Source organism: Pedobacter jeongneungensis (assembly GCF_039538295.1).
GTDB lineage: Bacteria > Bacteroidota > Bacteroidia > Sphingobacteriales > Sphingobacteriaceae > Pedobacter > Pedobacter jeongneungensis.
This window is the reverse complement of the sequence record NZ_BAABBY010000004.1, coordinates 228,061-244,999: the sequence shown is the minus strand read 5'-3', so window position 1 is coordinate 244,999 and position 16,939 is coordinate 228,061. Positions and strand designations below refer to the sequence as shown.

13 protein-coding genes and 1 riboswitch are annotated in these 16,939 nt (G+C 38.4%); of the genes, 8 read left to right on the top strand and 5 right to left on the bottom strand.

Annotated features, from left to right (window positions below; genetic code table 11):
• The first annotated feature begins 252 nt into the window (after nucleotides 1–252).
• The 3 genes from ABD769_RS09255 (at nucleotide 253) to ABD769_RS09245 (ending at nucleotide 1,819) form a co-directional block, all read left to right on the top strand.
• Nucleotides 253–714, top strand: coding sequence for a PA2169 family four-helix-bundle protein (locus ABD769_RS09255; protein ID WP_344851142.1), 462 nt, complete (start codon nucleotides 253–255; stop codon nucleotides 712–714).
• 240 nt (nucleotides 715–954) lie between these two features.
• A complete protein-coding gene (locus ABD769_RS09250; RefSeq protein WP_344851141.1) occupies nucleotides 955–1,335 on the top strand; it encodes a LytR/AlgR family response regulator transcription factor in 381 nt (126 codons plus the stop codon).
• Between the two features lie 16 nt (nucleotides 1,336–1,351).
• Nucleotides 1,352–1,819 (top strand): hypothetical protein, encoded by a 468-nt coding sequence (locus tag ABD769_RS09245; RefSeq protein WP_344851140.1) that lies wholly within the window; start codon nucleotides 1,352–1,354, stop codon nucleotides 1,817–1,819.
• A gap of 12 nt (nucleotides 1,820–1,831) precedes the next feature.
• Here the strand turns inward: ABD769_RS09245 and ABD769_RS09240 are convergent, their stop codons facing one another.
• A complete protein-coding gene (locus tag ABD769_RS09240) occupies nucleotides 1,832–2,572 on the bottom strand; it encodes a histidine kinase (protein ID WP_344851139.1) in 741 nt (246 codons plus the stop codon).
• A 626-nt stretch (nucleotides 2,573–3,198) separates the two neighbouring features.
• On the bottom strand, nucleotides 3,199–3,924 hold the full coding sequence (locus ABD769_RS09235) for a LytR/AlgR family response regulator transcription factor (protein ID WP_344851138.1): 726 nt from the start codon (nucleotides 3,922–3,924) through the stop codon (nucleotides 3,199–3,201).
• 629 nt (nucleotides 3,925–4,553) lie between these two features.
• Here ABD769_RS09235 and ABD769_RS09230 point away from each other — a divergent pair.
• Nucleotides 4,554–5,045 carry an anthrone oxygenase family protein gene (locus ABD769_RS09230; RefSeq protein ID WP_344851137.1) on the top strand — a complete coding sequence of 164 codons (492 nt, stop codon included), beginning with the start codon at nucleotides 4,554–4,556 and terminating at the stop codon, nucleotides 5,043–5,045.
• A gap of 157 nt (nucleotides 5,046–5,202) precedes the next feature.
• Here ABD769_RS09230 and ABD769_RS09225 read toward each other — a convergent pair whose 3' ends face one another.
• Entirely contained in the window at nucleotides 5,203–6,474 is a 1,272-nt protein-coding gene (locus ABD769_RS09225; RefSeq protein WP_344851136.1) for a C45 family peptidase, read from the bottom strand.
• A 259-nt stretch (nucleotides 6,475–6,733) separates the two neighbouring features.
• Nucleotides 6,734–8,008: a TlpA disulfide reductase family protein gene (locus ABD769_RS09220; RefSeq protein WP_344851135.1), complete on the bottom strand. Its 1,275-nt coding sequence runs from the start codon at nucleotides 8,006–8,008 to the stop codon at nucleotides 6,734–6,736.
• 137 nt (nucleotides 8,009–8,145) lie between these two features.
• Nucleotides 8,146–8,251, top strand: a riboswitch (SAM riboswitch).
• A gap of 325 nt (nucleotides 8,252–8,576) precedes the next feature.
• Here ABD769_RS09220 and ABD769_RS09215 point away from each other — a divergent pair.
• Both ABD769_RS09215 and ABD769_RS09210 read left to right on the top strand, forming a co-directional pair.
• A complete protein-coding gene (locus ABD769_RS09215; RefSeq protein WP_344851134.1) occupies nucleotides 8,577–11,741 on the top strand; it encodes a SusC/RagA family TonB-linked outer membrane protein in 3,165 nt (1,054 codons plus the stop codon).
• Between the two features lie 11 nt (nucleotides 11,742–11,752).
• The gene (locus ABD769_RS09210; protein WP_344851133.1) at nucleotides 11,753–13,192 is read left to right on the top strand and encodes a SusD/RagB family nutrient-binding outer membrane lipoprotein; all 1,440 of its coding nucleotides are present in this window, start codon (nucleotides 11,753–11,755) and stop codon (nucleotides 13,190–13,192) included.
• A gap of 210 nt (nucleotides 13,193–13,402) precedes the next feature.
• Here the strand turns inward: ABD769_RS09210 and ABD769_RS09205 are convergent, their stop codons facing one another.
• A complete protein-coding gene (locus ABD769_RS09205; RefSeq protein ID WP_344851132.1) occupies nucleotides 13,403–13,603 on the bottom strand; it encodes a YtxH domain-containing protein in 201 nt (66 codons plus the stop codon).
• A 658-nt stretch (nucleotides 13,604–14,261) separates the two neighbouring features.
• Between ABD769_RS09205 and ABD769_RS09200 the strand changes: the two genes are divergently transcribed.
• Nucleotides 14,262–15,284, top strand: a complete 1,023-nt coding sequence (locus ABD769_RS09200) for a GntR family transcriptional regulator (protein ID WP_344851131.1) — start codon at nucleotides 14,262–14,264, stop codon at nucleotides 15,282–15,284.
• A 9-nt stretch (nucleotides 15,285–15,293) separates the two neighbouring features.
• A complete protein-coding gene (locus ABD769_RS09195; RefSeq protein ID WP_344851130.1) occupies nucleotides 15,294–16,886 on the top strand; it encodes a solute:sodium symporter family transporter in 1,593 nt (530 codons plus the stop codon).
• The last annotated feature ends 53 nt before the right edge of the window (nucleotides 16,887–16,939 follow it).

Sequence of the window (16,939 nt, the reverse complement as noted above, 5' to 3'; positions counted from 1 at the left end):
TTTTTAAAACAAATTTAATTGCTCCGCGTTTAGTCTATAGTTTGTTTGGTTAGTTTTATCGGTGGATGCCCATAAAACATCATTATATAGCCTCATAGTAATATGGGGCTTTCTCTTTTTCATCTTTTTTTAGTTTCAAGCTTTGCGTAACCAAAATATCAGTCTCTTTTACTTTTTAACAAATGTTGTAAGATAATCTAAACTATTCTGTCCCAAATATTGTTGTTAGTTAAAATATCTACAATATACATTATGGAAAATCAAGAAAAAACAGTGGAAGTATTAAACGACCTGATTCAGATCAACAACGATAGAGCAGATGGCTTTGATAAAGCAAGTGCAGATTTAAAAGATGAAAACATCGACTTGAAAGCAACTTTTGATAAATTTTCATCAGACAGCAGGGCTAATGTAACCGAACTTGCCGGATTGGTAGGCAGAAATGGTGAAAATCCGGATACTGGAAATACCATTTTAGGCAGTTTACACCGCGCCTGGATCGATATTAAAGCAAGCTTTGGTGGTGATGACCGTCACAGTATTTTAGCAGAATGCGAACGTGGAGAAGATGCCATTAAAAAAGCTTACCGTGATGCCCTTCAGGAAAATGAATTAGGAGAAAACATCAGAGAGGTATTATTGAAACAACAGGCAGGTATTAACACCAGTCACGATGCCATTAAGGCATTAAGAGATGCGCACGCATCATTGTAAGAATTAATAAATAAAATAATAATTAAGCCGTCCGGATTGTAAAGTCCGGACGGCTTTTTTTTGCAGTTTTCTTGGTAATATGTCTTGGATAATGGAGTGTATTCATTTACAAAGCAATTAAGAATTGCCTATTCGTATTACAAATACATCTGCTACCGTACTTTTACCTTTTTTATCTTCAGCTATTGGAAATCATATAGATTTTACCAACATTTGTATAGTCTACTTTAACCTACAAATATGTATTACAACTGTTCGATAGTTGATGATGAACAGCATGCCATCGATGCGCTGAATGATTACATCAATGAAATTGATTTTCTGAAAGTGTCCAGTACCTTTAATAATCCCCTCGATGCCTTAAACATTATCGGAAATGGGGATAAAATAGATTTTCTGTTTTTAGATATCGATATGGATGGAATGGCTGGAACCGAGCTTTCTAAACATTTAAGAGAAAAGGCAAGATTTGTAATTTATGCTTCTTCCAATCTGGAGCATGAAGTTAGAACGATAGACCCCAGCTTTGAATGTTACCTTGGAAAACCAATATCGATGAAACGTTTTACCAATACCATCGAAACATTGGTTAGGCTAAATAACCTTCCTATAAAAAACTGATATATCTTAACGCCTCATGATAGAACTCACTTACCTTTTTAAACAGGAATATACTAAAGATCAATCTTATCAGCTTATGCAGGCCAGCATGGAAGATCCCTGGCTGGTATTATCAGGCAGTGATGTGATGGGCATTATAGATGAAGTTGAAGGAGAATGGCTTCAGATTGTAGGCGAGGGGATACCCCAGGCCGCAGTGGAGGAAATGGGCGAGTTGATTAAGAAACAGCAATTTAGCTGGTTGCCCCGCCTGATCAGTAAACAATGGCCGGATTATGTTATGGAAGTAATTGTAAAAAGTAAAAACCGCTATGAGGTCATCTGCCATGCTGAAGCATGCATTAAATTGTTCAGGCAGCGGTTTACGCCAGGTATCCATGCCCTTGCCAAAAGGGAAGAAGAAATCGTTTTTAAAGTATCTTCTTTTAATACCTCTAGTTCTTACGAAGTAACCAAGCAGCCAGCTATCGACCGGTATGTTTAATAAAAAATGCTATTAATGAATTATTTCCTGTAACTGATCCGGAAAGGCTGCTTCTAAAGCCTTTTCCTTTATTGCTATGCTTAAAGTATAAAAACCTTCTTCATCAATAAAAGCATTCATTTCTGCCGCTCTGCCGTAAGTATAATCCAGTCTGGTTCTGATATTGTCAAGTCCGGAGCCAAAGCCAACTTCATTTTTTACCAAACCCGGTAAATTCCGGCTTTCTATTTTTAATGCTTCACCATCCATATAAATATCGATAGTGGCTTTGTTATCCCTGTCGAAAAGATTACCATGTTTAAACATATTCTCCAGAATGGTTAATAATACCAACGGAATGAGCCTGATACCAAGCACATCCGGCGAAAATGCCAGCTCGATAAAAACCTGTCCCTGCGTAAGCTGATGGAGTTTGATGAGGTTTTGGCACTGGGTAATTTCTTCATTTACCTTTATATAACCTTCCTGATGTTCGGTAGTTGCTGCAAAACGCATCATATCGGATAAGTACACCATTACCTGCGCATCTTCGGGCGAGTGTTGCCTGATTTTTTGGTGGATAAACTCAAATGTATTAAAAAGTAAATGCGGATTGATCTGCGCTTTCAAAAAGGCATTTTTCGACATTAAAAGTTCTTTATCGGTTCTTTCTTTATCCAAAAGCATTTGGAACCGCTGTTTTTCGATACGCTCTTTTTCAGTCTTTTCACTTAAATATCTTCTTAAGAAAAAATATCCGGTAGAAAAAAGCATGAAATAGGAACACCGATAAAGAAGTTTAAATACCCTTATTGTTATTGTAGGTATTGCATCATGTCCTAATATATCGGTGTAAGCATAAAGAAAATTATCTAAGGCAATCACCATAGAAGTGTATATACTGATCTCGAGAGATACAAATAACACAATTTTCCATATTGCGCTTCTTGGAATTGCTGTAGCTTTATCTAGCAACCAGACGTGTAAATAAAATAAAAAAATATTTATCGAATAGTGAATTGCAAAATTACTGAACTTTCCTACCGAGCTGCCAAATACCAAAACCATTATGGTTTCCCAGGATATAAATGCAGACCAGCAAATAATATGGGTTTTATAATTAACTATCCAGTTTCTGAATGAGCTTTTACTCCAGTTTAAACTATCCATAAAGACTTAATTGCTATATATGTAATTATTGGTGTTATAGGGCCATTAGGCTTCTAGTTTTCGAAAAAAATATAATTATGAAAACGAAGAAGATCGAAAAAAGGACCCTGTTTATATTCAAAAAAGATACCTGCCATAATATTAAATCTGATCCTACTACTGTTACGGGTACCTCACTCACCGGCATTTGCTGTTTAATAAATTATAAATAAATATCAAGCCGGCAGCCGCTATTTCTTGCGGCTGCTGATTATCAGTTTATCCGTAATAAACTCACGGAAATCGTTATTATAAATATCACCTACCGTAAAACTCGTCTGGTTCGAAAGTGTAATCCTCGTTCCGTCGATGTGCAGTATATGTTCAATTGCGATAATGTAGGCCCTGTGCAGCTGTATAAACCCCTTTTTAATGCTCAACTGTTCTTTTACATCTTTTAAACTCAGGTAGGCAATAATTACCTTGTCTTTGGTATGTATTTTAATGTAATTATGAAAACTTTCGAAAGCAATAATATCAGCATAGCGTACCAAAACAGCTTTATGTTCCTCCGATTTATTTTTTACCAAAAAAAAGGTCTCATCATCTCCGCTTTCCAGTTCTTCTCCAAAAAGCCGGTTCAGGGTAAGTGCAAATTTTGCATAACCATAAGGTTTTAATAAATAGGCATCAGCATCAGCTTCAAATGCCTCAAATGCATATTCCTGGTGTGATGTTGTAAATATCAGCTTCCTGGTTTTCGAACGTACAGCTTTTGCAAGCTCTAAACCAGAAATCTGTGGCATTTGCACATCCATAAAAATTACATCAACTGTATCTATCTTTTTAAGTTCCATCAATGCCGTTAACGGATCTGTATAGCTCGCCACCAACCGCATATTCGGCGTATCTTCAATATATTTTTCCAGTCCTGTTATCGAACTCTGCTGGTCATCTATGGCTATACACTTAATCATCTCCTAATCTTTTGCATACATAACGAAATTACGCCTTTTCGTAACGAAAATAGAACGGTTTATACGTCTTTGTATATGGGTTTCATTTTCTTGGCTAAATTAATGTAAAAATGTGTATTATGAAACATACAGGAATGATTAAATAATTTAAAGTTAAAATTGTTTATGCTAATAATCAATAACTATGTGATGGCTTTAAAAAGCTATTATTCCTCCTGAAAAATGCGTTTACGCATTAAATTAATGGATTTTAATTCTTTTATACCAACATTGGGATTAGCCTGAGGGGTAATTAACCTGTAATTTTAGCTATTTATAACGAAAACAAACCGATCTGTGTAATCTGGTTCCAAAGTAGATATTTAAGAGCGATATTCGTTTGAATTTATATAAATGGCTAATAAGATTTTTAATGGCTGTTGTTAAAAAGATTAATATAAATACGCTCATATCTACATCTACCTGTCAAATTCATATTTAAATTAAATCTCTTTCCTATCTAAAATGACGCTCTCATTTTAGATAGGATATTATCCGGATTTTTTTGCGATTTAACTGCTTTATTAAACTTGGTAGTTCCTGCCGATTTGATTAAATTAGTTCTTCCGGTATCCTCTAAATCGCAATATATGACTTTTAAAAACCTGATTCTTTTGCTCAGTACAGTATCTACAGCACTTATTGGCGGACTGTTTTATGCTTATTCCTGTTCAGTTTTACCCGGGCTAACACGCCTCTCTGATCTTTCATTTCTTCAGGCCATGCAATCTATTAACAGGGCTATTTTAAATCCTCTGTTTTTTGCTTCTTTTATGGGTACACTGATACTGTTGCCCATCAGCGTTTGGTTTTTTAAGGAACAGGGGACTGTGTTTTATTTACTTCTTGCAGCTGCCTTGCTTTATTTTAGTGGTGTTTTTTTAGTAACCGTAATCGGAAACGTACCGCTTAATGATTTGCTGGATGGCACAGACTTAGCCAAATTAAATGCTGAAGAATTAACGGCTTTGCGTAATAAATTTGAACCAGGCTGGAACCTGTTCCATAGAATCAGGACGATTGTTTCATTTATTTGTATCGTACTAACAGCTTATGCGGCAATATTGAGCAGAAATGCGTAGCGACAATTTATTTATACTAAAAACGAACCTATGGAAACGGAGCTGAACAACTGTTCAGACTCCGGATCTATTAACGCTCTCGATGACTAATGTAGAAAGTTTTCTTTGTTGGGCGGCGTTCTTTCCTGTTCATTTTTTTGCTAAACCATTGTTCATCTTATAAAATAGCCAGCATTTTTTTTGAACGGTTAAAAGATATCGGCCAGGTATCGGCGCTATTGCCAGCGGCTATATGGTAATATTCTTTTGCTTTATTCCGGTCGCCCTGAACTAAATTAGTGTAAGCGCTTAATTCGGAAATAAAATTTTTCAGCTTGACATCTATTCCTTTTTCTGTTTTTAAATAATCGAAAATTTCTCCGGCTGCGTGTACACGTTTATCGTTGATGCTTTCTATTTTAAAACCACCCGGCATTTCGAACCAATATTCCCAAAGTGCGCCCTGGGCATGTTGGTTGTAGCTTTCTTTAATCAGTTGGATGCCTACTTCCAAAAGTATGCTGTTAATGGTGCTGTCTTTTTTAGCATTGTTTTTACCCAAATCAAAATAATGGTTTAGCGTGGGTTGTAATCCTTTGGTATAAATCTCATCCAGAATCATTTCTTTACGGTACATGGCTTTATCGCTCATCGAAAATTGTTCGTATGCAAAACTTGCAGGAAACCGGTTACTTAACTTCTCCAGTTTGTAGCCTTTGTTCAGCTCTTTCTTTAAATCGATTACCCATGGATGTTCGAAATCGTGGAAATTGTACACAGTAATTATTTTACGTTTAAGATCGTAGATATTGGAATAGATGGTCGATAATTTTCCTTCCTGGCGGGTTTGGCTTAAAATATCCCTGAAAAAAGGAACATTTAAGGTGTGGGCTTTTTTCAATGCTTCGTCCGAAATATCGTATCTTCTGCACACGTAGTTTTTGGTTTTAAGTTTGCTGATGTCAAAATTAGTATTGATCTGGTAAGCGCCTGATTTAGTTAATTTTGTACCGGCATTGATGATGACCGAATTTCCGAGGGCATCCGCAATTAATACCTGGGCACTTATTGCATAATCATACTTCTCCAGAAAAATCATTGCTTCCGGCACCGTTTTACATTTTCCCAATATCTCGAAGAAAAGATCTCCCTGATAAACATTTTTTGGACGGAATTGCGCAGGATCGATGTTTTGTGCGGTAAAATCGTAGAACAATCCATGCTCATTCATTGCTGCCTGTGCCTGCAGGTCGGGGAGGCCAAAACATACCGATCCATATCGGCCGGTTGTTTTTGGATTAAACCATACCCGTGCAAAGCCCATGTAATCATCCTCATTTGCTGCTGCATATACCTCACCTTTTAGCGCATAGGAGATCACGGTGCAGGCATCAATATTTTGAGATAATATGCAGCTCAGTATAAGTGCAAATAAAAGTATCTTCTTCATTATTTTTAATTTACCATCGCTAAAGGCCAAGACTGTGCCAAGGTAATTATATAGCCCTCCAGGTGTGCTATAATGGGTTCTGTTAAAAATAATCTGAAAAGCTGTTCGTAAATGAACGGTTTTAGTCCGGAAACGGACATATTTGTTTCAAGGTTTAAGGGCCTTAATCTGCGTCATATCCGGGGTAAAAAGAGGAATTGGAGCAAAGATTTTTATCTATCGGTCGGCATTTCACCGACCGAAATTCTACGAAAATTCACTACTTCTTCAACAGTGAATCAATCTCTCCATTAAATTCCTTTACAAATTCATCATAAAACTTTCCGGTTGCCGGGCCATTAAAACCGGTGTGGATTTGTGCCACATTACCTTGTTTATCAATGATGATGGTGGTTGGGAAAGATAAAAACGAATCAAGCGCCGGTAATGATTGAGATACCACTTGTTTATCGGCAGTGCCTGCAAGTACCTGATCGTATTCGATACCAAAACGCTCACGGAAACGCGTCATTACTTTTTTTGCATATTCAGGTTCGGTTGAACGTTCGTAATGTAAAGCAATAATTTCTACACCGCGTTTTTTGTTTGCCTTGTACCATGGTGCAATAAAAGTGGCTTCATCAACACAGTTGGGGCACCAGCTTCCGGTAATGGTTAAAATCACGACCTTATTTTTATATTTTTCGTCTTTCAACGAAATCTTTTTACCGTTTACATCAGGGAAACTGAAATCAAGCGTTTTATATCCCGATTTGAGGTAGGTAAGTTTGTAAGGATCAGGAAGGGCTGCATCTTTATTTTTGGTTCCGGTAAAAGCCTGACTTCCCCTGGCACCTAAAATTTCGCCTGTTAAAGTGCCATCCGGCTGAAAAGTACCTTTGTAATAAGCAGGAGAGGAGCCGATGAAACTCGAAAGCTGAAATTCATTGCCTTCTACTACACCTTCAAGATAACGCGAATCTCCGGTTACGCGTAAAAAAGTTCCGGTAAGTTTGTTACCGGTTTGCTTAAATAAACCAACTGTTTTTTCGTCTTTACCATTGGGCGATTTAAAAACAACATCGTAACTTCCCGAGTAATCAGCGGTGGCTGGCTTATTAAGCGTTTCAAAACGGTAATTTTTACGTTCTGCAACAATGGTTAAAGGTTTGCCTGCTTTATCCTGCTTTCTTAACGTACCTGATAAATGATCACCATCTACAAGTGCAAAAGCCAGTTCGTTATCAAACTGATCAAGTTTTACAAAAAGCGAATCCGCGGTCTGTTTTACCAAACCACCTTCAAATCTTTCTTCCGCATTTCGAAAATATAATTTCTGTTGACCACTTTTTTCGTTGATTTCGAAATTGAAAGGGATATCCAAACCTTCCTTTACTTTGGCAATTCCACGCCAGGTACCCAGCGCAACAAATGCTTTTAATTTTTTTTCATTGGCCTTTACTTGTTGGTTATTGGCTAAAACAGCCTGATCCTGAGCAAAAGTTATGGAAGTTGATATGGCCAGTGCGGTAGTTAATAAGAATTTTATGTTCATTGGGATGTGTGTTAATCGACTAAATTAGTCGACAAATATACGGACGATATAGCCAAAGAAAAAATATTTCAAAAAAAATCTATAAAAACTATAGGATAAATCGAATAAGTTATACCTTTGCCCCAGTTATTTTAAAATACTTATCAAGAAAGGCGGAGGGAATGGCCCTGTGAAGCCTTAGCAACCATCTTTAAGTAGAAATGGTGCTAATTCCATCCCGGATGAATCTGGGGTAGTTAAGTCAGTTGTTTGCGTTATCCTTATAAAAATATATGGAGCACTTCTGATTTAAGGGGTGCTTTTTTTTTGCCCGGATGCTGCTTTTGATAAGTAAATTATGTTTTATAGAAAATCATTCAAATGAAAAAAACAGACGAGCTAAAATCCCTTAATGCAAACCTTTGTACGTATTCCCGAATGCGTATGTCCTGTTAGGGTAACCTTATTTTAACAGGCTTTCTGATCTGACCATTCCTTCTTATTCTTTAATAAAAACACGGTTTTAACTGTGCAGGAATCGTTTTTGCCAAATTTTTATCCTTAATCTAATCATTAATTACACACACACATGTTCACAAATTTTAAATCAATAGCGTTTGTTTTGCTGCTTTTTATTACGCAGCAATTATTCGCTCAAAATGCCACCATAACCGGAACGGTGAAGTCGGCAGATGGTGAAACACTCCCAGGGGTATCCATCCTTATAAAAGAAACCAAACAAACTACCATTACGGATGGCAAAGGTGCTTTTTCAATCAATGCACCGGAAAAAGGTACCCTGGTATTTTCGTATATCGGTTTTAAAACCCAGGAGATTCAAATTAGCAAAAACGGACCAATTTCGGTCATCCTTCAATCGAGCGATAATGCCTTAGATGAGGTGGTAGTTACGGCTTTAGGCATATCGAGGGAGAAAAAATCGCTGGGTTATGCCGTTCAGGAATTAAAAGGCGATCGTGTAGCCGAGGCAAAAGAATCGAACCTGGTAAATGCGCTGGCCGGAAAAATTGCCGGTGTAAGGGTAACCAACAGCCAGGGAAGCATGGGTTCATCTCGGGTGGTGATCAGGGGAGAAACTTCGATAGCAGGTAATAACCAGCCCTTGTTTGTGGTAGATGGGATCCCGGTGGATAACTCACAATTGAATTCAGCGGGTGCCAGAGATTATGCAAATACAATTTCAGATATCAATCCGGAAGACATCGAATCGATGAGTGTGCTAAAAGGACCAAATGCTGCGGCATTATATGGCTCCAGGGCTGCAGCAGGGGTGATCCTGATCAAAACCAAAACCGGTAAATCGAAAAAAGGACTTGGCATTGCCATCAATTCAAACGCGGTTTTAGAAACTTTACTTACGCTACCAGTATATCAAAATGCATTCGGACAAGGCTCAGAAGGGCAGTTTAGTTATGTAGATGGTGCCGGTAAAGGTTTAAATGATGGTGTAGATGAAAGCTGGGGACCAAAACTGGATGGAAGATTAATCCCTCAATTTTATTCGAAAGGCGTTGCTGTTCCGTTTATTGCGCATCCGGATAATGTACGCGATTTCTTCCAAACCGGTTATTCATTAAACAATGGGGTATCGGTTGCAGATGCAGGCGAAAAATACGATTACCGGATTTCTTACAACAATTTGAAACAGGTTGGCATTGTGCCGAACTCTGGTCAGGGGAAAAATTCATTTGTGTTAAATACCTCATTAAAGATAACTCCGAAATTAACTTTAACTGCTAATGCGAATTACAGTAAACTTAACTCAGATAATTTACCTGGTACAGGCGGCTCACGCTCAACCAGTACCATGTTGCAGTTTACCTGGTTTGGCCGTCAGGTTGATATCAACCAGTTAAAAAATTATTTAGATGAAAATGGAAAAACGTTTAACTGGAACAACAGCTATTATAGCAATCCGTATTGGGTAGCTTATGAAAATACCGTTTCGCAAAACCGTAGCCGGATTATCGGTAGTTTAGCCCTTAATTATAAGATTATTGACGGACTTAATTTTAATTTCAGATCGGGAACAGATTATTATAACGACAGGCGTAAAGTGAGGATTGCTTATGGAACCAACGGAACGCCTTTTGGTTCTTATACTGAAAGTGCCTTTACCGTAAGCGAAAATAATACCGATGCAACACTGAATTTTAACAAACAATTAAACGATGATTTTAGCTTAGAATTATTGGGTGGTGGTAATATCCGCAGGCAATACATCGAACAGAACGATCAGAGTGCACCAAAACTGGCCATCGCCGGACTTTATACGCTTAAAAACTCCCGCGATCCGCTTATCTCTTCAAACAATTTATCTAGGTTGAAGTCGTATAGTGTTTATGCTTCGGGGCAAATCGGTTTCAGAAATTATCTTTTTGCCAATATTACCGCTCGTAACGATTGGTCATCAACCTTGCCGGCGCAAAACAGGTCTTATTTTTATCCGTCGTTTAACGGAAGTTTTGTTGCTACCGAAGCTTTCGACATTAAAAGTGAGGTACTTGATTACTTAAAAATCCGTGGAGGCTGGTCTAAAGTAGGTAAAGACGCCGATCCTTACCGCTTGATCAACACTTACGCATTTGGTGCGCCATTTGCGGGCAATCCACAGCTCACCACTGGTTCTATCGATTTAAAACCTGATCTTAAGCCTGAAACCACTACCTCTACAGAACTTGGGGCTGAGGCTGTATTTTTTAATAAAAGGTTACGTTTAGATTTAAGTGCTTACAATACTAACAGTTACAACCAGATTTTAGCTGCCGATGTAAGTCAGAGTACAGGTTTTAGCTCTAAACTGCTTAATGCAGGCAAAATCAACAACAAAGGGATAGAAGCACAATTAGGCATCACGCCAATTAAAAAAGCCTTTACCTGGGATGTTGATTTCAATTTTGCAGCAAACAGGAGCAGGGTAATTGAGTTAGATGCCGAGAAATTCTTAACGAATTATGTTGTGGCTTCAAACTCTGCACAGGTAATTGCAACGGTTGGCCAGCCTTATGGTTCATTGTTCGGAACTGCTTTTTTAAGAGATGCCAGTGGAAATATTATTGTTAATTCCACCGGAGCACCGGCTACAAATCCTACCAAACAGGTATTGGGAAAATATACGCCTGACTGGATTGGTGGGGTGTACAATACTTTTAGCTACAAAGGCATTAGTTTAGGTGTATTGGTTGATGCCAGCATTGGTGGCTCTATTTATAACGGAACTTATGCTACAGGAACCTATACAGGGGTTTTAGCTTCTACACTTCCTGGAAGGGCGGCTGAATATGGGGGGATTTCTTATTACTATCCCGGCAATGATAAGGCAAACGGAACCGTGAGGGTAAATGGAACTGCTCCTGCAGGTGTAACGGTTTATGATGACGGGATTATTTTTGATGGCATAACCGCCGATGGCAAACGCAATGAGAAAATATTACCGGCTCAACAGTATTATAAAACCTTCAGAAATATAGACGAAGCCAATATTTTTGATGCTTCCTATGTTAAGCTTCGCGAAGTGAAATTAAGCTATAACTTACCTGCAAAATGGCTTCGTCCGTTAAGTTTACAGGGTGTTTCTGTATCGCTTGTTGGCCGTAACCTTTGGATTATCCACCGCAATACTGTTGATATCGATCCTGAAGTAGCTTTTAATACGGGTAACGGACAAGGTTTAGAAAGTCTTTCCAATCCAAGTACACGCAGTTATGGCATCAACCTGAATGTTAAATTTTAATTATCATCATCATGAAAAATAAGAAACTATATATACTGGCCATTTTGGCAATTGCCTTTTCATCATGTAACAAAGAACTGGATGAGGTGAATATCAACCCGAATGCGCCCGAAATTCCCGTACCCGATTATTTGCTTACAGGCACCACTAAAGCTACTGTAGATGCCTATTGGGGCGTAACCAATAATATGAACTCGAGCCTGCTTTTTGCACAGCACTGGGCTAAAGTACAATACACAGAAGAAGATCGTTTTATTTATTCGAACAGTAGTTTTACTTCCTTATGGTCTACCGGTTACGCACAGAGTATTCCAGGTTATAATAAAATTATCGAACTGGGCGATGCACAAGGTAATTCTGTTTACAGGGGAGTTGCACTCGTGTTAAGATCGTGGACATTTTTACTGCTTACCGATGCTTATGGCGACATCCCTTATACGCAGGCAGGAAAAATTAAACAATTTATTACGCCAGTTTACGATAAGCAAAAGGATGTGTACTATGGTGTTTTGGAAGATTTGAAATCAGCGCTGACGGCATTAAATTTAAAATCGGGCAATGGTATTGCCGGCGATATTATTTACAAGGGAAATACCGAAAACTGGAAAAAATTTGCCAATTCTTTACGCCTTCGCATCGCTCTGCGTATCGCGGATAAAGATCCTGCCAAAGCTAAACAGGTGATAGACGAAATAAAGGCAGAAGGTGGCCTGTACATTTCTGCTAATTCAGAAAATGCCAAACTCGATTATGATGTTTCACCTCAGCAAAATCCGGTGGCGGCTTCATTTGAAACGAGAAATGATTACCGGATCAGTAAGACGATTGTAGATAGGCTTACGGCATTAGGTGACGCAAGATTACCTGTTTATGCCAGTAAAACCGAAAAGGAACCACAAGGTTATGTGGGGATCCCGAATGGTTCTACTAACTCTGAAGCAAGTGCTATTGGTTTGGCAAACTCTTCAAAACCCGGCGCTTATTTCCTTGATCCTAAAGCACCCGCAGTGATTTTAAGTTACGCCGAAGTACTTTTTGATAGGGCAGAAGCAGCGGCCCGCGGTTTTACTACAGAAAATGCGCAGGATTTATACAAACAGGCCATTACGGCGTCTTATGCACAATATGGTTTGAATAATCTTAATAGTAATATCGAAACGTATCTGAATAGCACCGCAGTGCAGTATGATGCCACCAATTATAAAAAATCAATTGGTGAGCAAAAATGGATTGCTTTATTCGGTCAGGGTTTAGAAGCCTGGGCTGAGCAACGCAGGCTGGATTATCCACAGCTAAAGGCTTCGGTAAATACAGTGCTGAACGGTAAAATCCCGGTACGTTTTATATATCCTGGTACCGAGCAATCGTTAAACGGACAAAATTATAAAAATGCGGTAAGCAGCCAGGGAGCGGATTTACTCACCACCAAACTTTGGTTTGATGTTTTTTAGTTTTAATCTGTAAGAAAAATTGGTCTTAAAAGCAACAGGCTTTAAGATTCCCGCCTGCGCGGGAAAGACGATGATTCTCAAGGTGATGTCGGGTGTTACCACCTGACATTTAAAAACAAAAAAACGTCCCGATTTTGCATCGGGACGTTTTTTTTTTGATCAGAGAAATAAATATTTCGCCTCTTCGGGCTCCTTATTTCTACAAGCTATTCATCTGGCTAAATCCTCAGCGGCATTGCTTGCTCTTGAGGTAAGGTCCTCTGCATAACCTTTTGCTTTATCGGCCCATTGCGGTGCACGGTCCAATAATTCGTCAACGATTGATTGTCCGGTAACCGGATCTTTCTTAGTGATATATTTCACGCCTGCATATACTGCAGCGCCAATAATTGCTGTTTTTAAAATTCCCATGTTCTTTTCTTTTTTTAATTAAACATTATGAGACCGTTAAAAGTTTTAGACATTTTACGATAGCTGTTGTTACATTTTGTCTCCAAAGAAACAGGATGAATTAAATATTTTTATGATAACAGATCCTTCGGCTACGCTACCATTGACAGATTTAGAAAGGTCGTCATTGCGAGGAGGAACGACGAAGCAATCTTTCCTGCTAGCGATCATTGTTAGAAAGATTGCTTCGTCGGCTGAAAAAGCCTTCTCGCAATGACGAACTTAGCGACTTATCATTGCGCGAAGATTCTTCTGTTATTCATATTGATTTTTATAAAATTAATTATCCCTCAGGATGACGCAACGAGTAAAAAGAATTGTTCTAAGAGTTTGTGATTATCTGCGTCTCCGTGGCGACTAATATTTAACTATGCAATAAATCCTTCGGCTACGCTCAGGATGACACAACGAGTAAAAGAATTGTTCTAAGGGTATTCCGTGATCATCTTTGTCTCCGTGGCAAACTCATGTGCGTTATTAATATACCCAATGATTAGCGTAATCTTTATCTGTGGCATCAGCAGGCACAACGATAAAATTTTTACCGATAATCTCTATTAAATTTATATATTTCGGGCAAATTAACCTCTAGTAAATCGATTAAACCAAATATTGCTGTATGAATAAGGAAAAGCTGTTCAATGAAATCAAAAATTTGAGCATCATCAATTCTTTCTCGAAACACGAACAGCTTGTACAGGGAATCATCAATGGCCTGAATCATAAATTAATTGCCAAAGGCGATATGTTGCCTTCCGTTAATGAAATGATGCGGGAAACCGGTTTTGCCAAAGAAACCATTGGTAAGGCCTATAAAGAACTGATCAGCAGGGGTATTTTGGAATCGAAAAACAGGATGGGCTATTTTGTAGCCACTGATGATACCGAACAGCACCTGAAAGTTTGTTTACTGATTTACGCTTTCGATACCTTCCAGGAAACATTTTACCAGAATTTCCGCGATCATTTGGGTGAGAATATCCAGGTTGATGTATATTTCCACCACAACAATTTTAGTGTTTTCGAATCCATCATCAACAGCAATAAAGGTCAGTATGGTTTGTATGTAATTGCACCCATAGAAAGTAAAGAAGCCAAAGAAGTATTAGAGCAGTTGCCCAAAGAAAAACTCTTAATCGTAGACCGGTATGTAAAACTGAAAGGCGATTATTCCTACATTGTTCAGGAGTTTGAAAAAGCTTCGTATAATGCCTTTTTACAACTGGCGCCGAGGATCAAAGAATTTTCTGAATTCGTTTTCTTCTTTAAACCTTCTTCTGCCGAACCAAATGAGGTATTAATTTCCTTTAAACGGTTTATTAAAGAATTTAACATTAACGGGGTAATCAAAAACAGTTACGAAGCGGGGAGTATTGCACCAGATAAAGTTTATTTTACCATACATAACCTCGAACTTTGGGAAATGCTGAAAGATACCAAGGTTAAAGGTTTAAAAGTGGGCAAAGATCTCGGTATCCTTTCGCATAACGATGATAATGTTAAAGAAATCATATTTGACGGGATTACCACCTTTTCAATCGATTTTGCGCACATGGGCCGCTTAGCTGCCGAATTTGTGCTCAGCCTGAAGCCCATTAAACAGATTATGGAAAATAAACTGATCAGAAGAAATTCACTTTAACACCATCTTGTGGGAACAACGGCCATCATCAGTTTTATCCTGTTCACGGTTTTGGCCGCGGTTATTTCTTATTTCAAAACGAGGAAAACACAGCGCTCCACAATCACCGGGTTTTTCTTTGCCAACCGAACCAACGGTTTTATCATTATCGGTGCTTCACTGTTTTTTAGCAACATTAGCGCCAACCAGTTTATCGGCGAAAACGAATCGGTTTACATCAATAATATGTCGGTAATCGGCTGGGGGATTTCCTCCATTTTTGCCATGATTATCGTTTCCGAATTTTTCATTCCCATTTATTTTAAAACCGGCATCCGCACCATTCCCGATTTTTTGGAGAAAAGGTATGATAAACAGACCAAAACACTCGTTTCGGTGGTTTTTCTGTTTAGTTATATCATTAACCTGCTTCCATCCGTACTTTATGGTGGGGCGGTAGCTTTCAGTAACCTGATCGATCTTTCAGGGTTTCACCTTTCTTATTGGGAAAGTATCTGGGTTTTTGTGTGGATTATGGGGCTGATTGGTTCTGTTTATACCATTTTAGGCGGCTTTAAAGCCATCACCATTTCCGATACTGTATTAAGCGCAGGTATGTTGATTTTAATTATCGCGCTACCATATTACGGATTACGCTATTTAGGGCAGGGTGATTTTTTCAGCGGACTTTCTACTGTACTTTCCACTAAAAAAGAACACCTCAATTCGATAGGAAGCAGCAAAGATGCCGTTCCTTTTTCTACCTTATTTACAGGCATGCTCATTGTTAACCTTTATTACTGGGGCATGGAGCAGTATATTATCCAGCAGGTACTGGCGGCCAAAAGTTTAGAAGAAGGTCAGAAAGGTATTGCTTTAACCTGCTTCGCAAAATTGCTTTGTCCATTATTAATTAATATTCCTGGCCTAATCGCGGTGCACCTTTATCCGGTTTTAACCAATACGAACCAGGTATTTCCCTTGCTGATTAAAGATGTATTGCCACCGCTTTTAATGGGATTATCGGCCTGTGTGCTTTTTGGGGCAGCCATTACTACCTTTAATGCCGGCTTAAACAGCTCGAGCACGTTATTTCTCCTTAATTTATACAAACCATTTATGGAGAAAAAAGGCAAAGAACTATCTGACAGGAGTTTGCTCAGGACCGGGCGGCTTTTCCAGATTTCGGTTTCGCTTTTTGCCATGGCTTTTGCACCATTTATTATTTTTTCGAAACATGGTTTTTACGAGTATTTGCAGAAAATCAGTGCAATTTTCAGTCTGCCAATCTTTACCATTATCTTTTTAGGATTTATCACCAAAAAAATGCCGCCCTTTGCTGCTAAAATCGGGATGCTTTTCTTTATTTCCTGCTATGTGTTAAGCGAGTGGGTATTTTCCATCCATTTACATTACCTCCACACGCTGGCCACTATCTTTATCATCACCGTTTTATTGATGCTGTCCATTTCTAAGCTGTACCCCAAACAAACTCCATACACTTTGGTACTTGATAATAAAATTGCAATTATTCCCTGGCGGAATAGACATTATTATCACCTTGTATTGATTTCACTAATGGCACTTGTCTTTTTTATTTTCTCTTCCTATATACTTGCTTAGTCCTGTAATTCAGTTGTTTATATATTTTATTTAAGCGCTTGGAATATTAAATA

Bases quoted from the DNA above. Each gene is read 5' to 3' on its own strand.
- ABD769_RS09255 (WP_344851142.1), top strand. From the start codon at position 253: ATGGAAAATCAAGAAAAAACAGTGGAAGTATTAAACGACCTGATTCAG.
- ABD769_RS09250 (WP_344851141.1), top strand. From the start codon at position 955: ATGTATTACAACTGTTCGATAGTTGATGATGAACAGCATGCCATCGAT.
- ABD769_RS09245 (WP_344851140.1), top strand. From the start codon at position 1,352: ATGATAGAACTCACTTACCTTTTTAAACAGGAATATACTAAAGATCAA.
- ABD769_RS09240 (WP_344851139.1), bottom strand. From the start codon at position 2,572: ATGCTTTTTTCTACCGGATATTTTTTCTTAAGAAGATATTTAAGTGAA.
- ABD769_RS09235 (WP_344851138.1), bottom strand. From the start codon at position 3,924: ATGATTAAGTGTATAGCCATAGATGACCAGCAGAGTTCGATAACAGGA.
- ABD769_RS09230 (WP_344851137.1), top strand. From the start codon at position 4,554: ATGACTTTTAAAAACCTGATTCTTTTGCTCAGTACAGTATCTACAGCA.
- ABD769_RS09225 (WP_344851136.1), bottom strand. From the start codon at position 6,474: ATGAAGAAGATACTTTTATTTGCACTTATACTGAGCTGCATATTATCT.
- ABD769_RS09220 (WP_344851135.1), bottom strand. From the start codon at position 8,008: ATGAACATAAAATTCTTATTAACTACCGCACTGGCCATATCAACTTCC.
- ABD769_RS09215 (WP_344851134.1), top strand. From the start codon at position 8,577: ATGTTCACAAATTTTAAATCAATAGCGTTTGTTTTGCTGCTTTTTATT.
- ABD769_RS09210 (WP_344851133.1), top strand. From the start codon at position 11,753: ATGAAAAATAAGAAACTATATATACTGGCCATTTTGGCAATTGCCTTT.
- ABD769_RS09205 (WP_344851132.1), bottom strand. From the start codon at position 13,603: ATGGGAATTTTAAAAACAGCAATTATTGGCGCTGCAGTATATGCAGGC.
- ABD769_RS09200 (WP_344851131.1), top strand. From the start codon at position 14,262: ATGAATAAGGAAAAGCTGTTCAATGAAATCAAAAATTTGAGCATCATC.